The organism is Peribacillus sp. NPDC058002, assembly GCF_042886655.1.
Classification (GTDB): domain Bacteria; phylum Bacillota; class Bacilli; order Bacillales; family DSM-1321; genus Peribacillus; species Peribacillus aracenensis.
Genome location: NZ_JBHVQU010000284.1, coordinates 1 through 4,248, shown reverse-complemented (window position 1 = coordinate 4,248; position 4,248 = coordinate 1). Strand labels below are relative to the sequence as shown.

At 42.2% G+C, this 4,248-nt stretch carries 5 protein-coding genes; 1 reads left to right on the top strand and 4 read right to left on the bottom strand.

The features are described from left to right. The coding region (locus tag ACFVSH_RS23560) for a hypothetical protein (RefSeq protein WP_387708134.1) at positions 1 to 793 on the top strand (793 nt) is incomplete at its 5' end. Between the two features lie 214 nt (positions 794 to 1,007). Here the strand turns inward: ACFVSH_RS23560 and ACFVSH_RS23555 are convergent. The 4 genes from ACFVSH_RS23555 to ACFVSH_RS23540 all read right to left on the bottom strand — a co-directional run. Next, a complete protein-coding gene (locus tag ACFVSH_RS23555) occupies positions 1,008 to 1,763 on the bottom strand; it encodes an IclR family transcriptional regulator (protein ID WP_387595728.1) in 756 nt (251 codons plus the stop codon). A gap of 156 nt (positions 1,764 to 1,919) precedes the next feature. After that, positions 1,920 to 2,915, bottom strand: a complete 996-nt coding sequence (locus ACFVSH_RS23550; RefSeq protein ID WP_387595726.1) for a 5-oxoprolinase subunit C family protein — start codon at positions 2,913 to 2,915, stop codon at positions 1,920 to 1,922. Then, complete coding sequence (gene pxpB, locus ACFVSH_RS23545; protein WP_387595723.1) at positions 2,912 to 3,667, bottom strand: 5-oxoprolinase subunit PxpB; 756 nt, start codon at positions 3,665 to 3,667, stop codon at positions 2,912 to 2,914. The genes ACFVSH_RS23550 and pxpB overlap by 4 nt, the downstream gene beginning before the upstream one ends. Before the next feature lie 23 nt (positions 3,668 to 3,690). After that, positions 3,691 to 4,248, bottom strand: a 558-nt coding sequence (locus ACFVSH_RS23540; RefSeq protein WP_387708132.1) for a putative hydro-lyase, incomplete at its 5' end; no start/stop codon positions are given.

The window sequence follows — 4,248 nt, the reverse complement described above, 5'->3', positions numbered from 1 at the left end:
ACATGCAACCGGTTCCAACGCACAACAAGTTTGGCCCCAGATCAAAGAGCTTCTAGATCACGGCTTTTCAGTGGTTTCCACCTGTGAACAGCTTTCTTTCCCTTGGTATCGCTACCCTCAACTTTCAAAGGAAATAGATGATTATGCTAAAGCAAAAGGGCTTAGTGTCATTGGGACCGGAATCAATCCAGGTTACATCATGGATACTATGGCCATTTCTTTTACAACAGTATTGACCACGGTTAACCAAATCAAGGTCAATCGTAAAGTTGATGTTTCGAAAAGGCGTCTCCCCTTACAAAAAAAGGTCGGAATCGGGATGACCAGAGAAGAGTTTGAATTTTTAGCTGAGCGGGATAAAATTGGGCATGTAGGTCTTGAGGAGTCTGTTAGGTTAATCGCTTATGGGCTGAATTGGGAACTTTCAAGTGTTGTCAATACCATTGAACCAACGATTGCAAGCGAAAATATGACCGTTCCGCTAACTACTATAAAACCTGGGGATGTTAATGGGCTTCATCAAATCTCCACGGGCAAGACCATGGACGGAAAGGAAATTTCCTTGGATTTAACGATGTCTGCAGGTATTAAACAAGAAGATGAAATCGTTATTGATGGGAACGAATCCCAAAGGCTGATTGTTCCCAACGGAATTTTTGGAGATACCGCAACCGCTGCGATGATTATCAATACCGCTAAACAAATGGATGCCCTCCGTAAACCAGGTTTACTTACAATGGCTGACATCGGGGTGCCAAGAAATATAAATCAATCTGACTTTGTGCATATTTAATGGCTAACCATCACTCTTTCGTATAAGTCTTACTATATTAGAAAAGGTGAACCGCGAATGGTTCACCTTTTCGTCCTGGCTCTGATAGTATTGCATGCAAAAAAACCACCAAATAAGGTGGCTCAGTTTCCTGCATATAGAATCCACTATCTTATGTACATTATCTTATTCTAGGAAAATATATTCCGAAAATGACATGATTTTTCCATTTTCATTAATGTGTTTGAGAACCCAGTTTCACGGAAATGGCCTTGGCGGCTTTCGTTACTTTGTCAATCAATTCAGGCAAGCGATCTTCCTGAAATCTTGCTTCAATCCCAGCCACACTAATACCGGCTACTATTTGACCTTTACCATTGAGTATCGGTGCACTCACCGCTTTTGTATAATCCTCAAGTTCTGATGAAGTTATCGTGTAACCATCCACTCTCGCTTCATCCAAAGCATGACGGAGTTTAGTTTTATCCGTTATCGTTCCAATGGCGATTGCTTTTAATTGAACGCTTCCCAAATAATTTTCCCGCTCTTCTTTCGGCAAATATGCTAAGATGATTCGAGAATCGCCAGCGTACAATGGCGAACGTCTTCCAATGGAGGTATAAAGGCGAACAGGATGCAGGGTGTCCACCTTTTCAATATACATCGCTTCATCTTTATCCCTCACAATTAAATTCACTGCTTCTTCAACATCATCCCGAAGGTCTTTCATGATGGGATAGGCGATAGACCTGATATCCAAACGCTCCCCTACCAGTTGACCAAACTGCAGGAATATCAGTCCAAGTGAATAATGGCCATCATCGTCCTTTGTTAAAAACCCCATTTCCTCCAATGATCCCACCATACGATGTAACGACGTTTTCGGCAAATTGGAAAGTTCCATCATTTCATTAAAAGTCAGTGTCGGATGATTTATGAAAAGGGTTAGGATTTGCATGGATTTCACGACGGTCTTGTTATGTGCCTGCATACATTGTCTCCTTCCATGATACATGTTTTCCTTGATTATCATTCTATTATAAAACATGGAGGAAAGGATGTAATACCTTCAGTAAAATATATATTTAAGCGGGAACAAAAAAAGAAAGCCTCTTAAAGAGTACTTTCTCATCATTTTCAACCGGAATTATATATCCAGCCACTTGTTCAGGGCTAAGGAAATCGAAACCTGCAATTCCTTCAACTGCCGTTCTTTTTGCAGCAAAAGCTTTTCAGCCTCCTTTAAGTTCACCCGTGAGAACTGAATGGTTTCACCTGGTTTGACCTGCGCGATAATTGGTAAATCTGCCGTGATCACCTGTGCTATCTTAGGATATCCACCCGTTGTTTGGCTATCCGCAAGGAGAATGATCGGGTTTCCATCAGGAGGAACCTGAACGGACCCATTTGTGACCGCTTCAGATAATAATTCCCCATTATCCTTTAATTCCAGTGTCGGTCCTGATAATCTATATCCCATGCGGTCGGATTGATTGGAAACCTTAAATGCCCCCGCTACAAAACTATCTTTACTTGAATCTGTGAAACTTTCATATTGGCTTCCATCGATGAAACGGATGAGAGGTTTTCCTCCTGGCATGAACTCCTTCTCATTGACAAACCACATTGGGAAGGAAAATGAACCTTTGAATGCCCGATCACGAATAATTTTCGAGGGTTCATTAAACTCCAAGACATCGTCAGCCTTTAATGCCCTCCCCATATAGCCGCCAATCCCAGCCCTTAGATAGGTGCTTTTACTCCCCATAACTTCAGGAATGGCGAAGCCACCCGACACTGATAAGTGCGCCCTGCAACCTGATTTACACCCTTGAAAGCGAAGAATCGATCCTTTTTTCACCAGAATGGGCTTCCACATCGGTACAGAGTGATTATCGATAGTAGGTGATAAATTTCCACCCGTTATCGAAATCAGGCAATTTTTCTCGATTTTAATGGTCGGACCCATTAAAGTAATTTCCAATGCCGCTTCTCCTTCTTCATTGCCAACCAACATATTGGCAATTCGTAAAGAATGTCCATCCATTGCCCCGCTTACAATCACCCCATGTTGCTGAAATCCTTTTCTTCCAAGATCCTGTATACTAGTCAATAATCCCGGTTTGATTATACGCAGGCTCACTGTAATCCCTCCTTAAGGATCATTTCTTTATATTCTTGATCCGAAATCGGATGGAACTTCACAATGTCTCCTGCTCGTAATAGACTTGGAGGATTTACATTTGGTAAAAATAGTTTGGATGGCGTCTGCCCGATTAATTGCCATCCACCAGGTGTTGATATAGGATATACGCCCGTTTGCATACCGGCGATTCCTACTGCCCCTGCCGGAATGGCCATTCGGGGAGAGGAACGCCTAGGTGTCGCGATTTCTTCCGACATTCCGCCAAGAAACGGGAAACCAGGTGCGAACCCGATCATATAGGCCAAATACTCCCCGGTTGAATGAATGTGAATGACTTCATCAGTAGTCAAATCATTATAACGGGCAACATATTCCAAATCCGGTCCATATTCCTTCCCATAGCACACGGGAATGGAAACTGTTCGATGTGAGAGTTTCTTAGTTTCTTTTAAACTCTTTAATTTCCTTTCCAGGATGGAACGGACCACTTCATAAGGAAATATTTCCGTATCATTGCTTTGTTTTTGATTCTTATAAACAACAAGTGGGTCATAAAACACCGTCAAATTGGTAAAAGCCGGCACACATTCTATAAATCCTGCAAAAGGCTCATCTTCAAGTAAATCCATTAACAATTTTATTTTTTCATGTATGCTGTATTCCATTCCAATCCCGAATGTAATCACGATCGCGGAATCGCCCAAAGGAGAAAGTGTACATGCAGTTATATTCAATAGCTTTTCCGGCATAGGGACTCATCTCTTTCTGTCAGTTATAAAACTCCTAATTTTTCATCACGAATGTCCGTTATGAACATATGTCCAGGTGCATGCGTAATCATGATCTCCGGTTTGGTCTCCATAGCAATGGATTGCGGCGTTACACCACATGCCCAAAACACAGGGACTTCCCCATCACGAATCGTGACCGGATCTCCAAAATCGGGATGCTGAATACTGGAAACACCGATCGCTTCAGGGTCACCAATATGGATTGGAGCCCCATGTACTGCTGGAAACCGCGATGTCACTTGAGTTGCCCTCACAACATCCTTTTGTGGAATCGGCCTCATGCTAGCTACCATTTTCCCATGAAAGATCCCTGCTTCAATGCATGGAATATTTGTTTTATACATAGGTACATTGCATCCCTCTTCAATATGGCGTATCGATATATCATTATTCAAAAGGGCGTGTTCGAATGTAAAGCTGCACCCGATCAAAAATCCAACCATATCGTCTTCCCAGTAGTTTGAGATATCCGTTACTTCTTCCACTAATTCCCCATATTTATATACCCTATATTTAGGTATATCGGTGCGTATATCCCC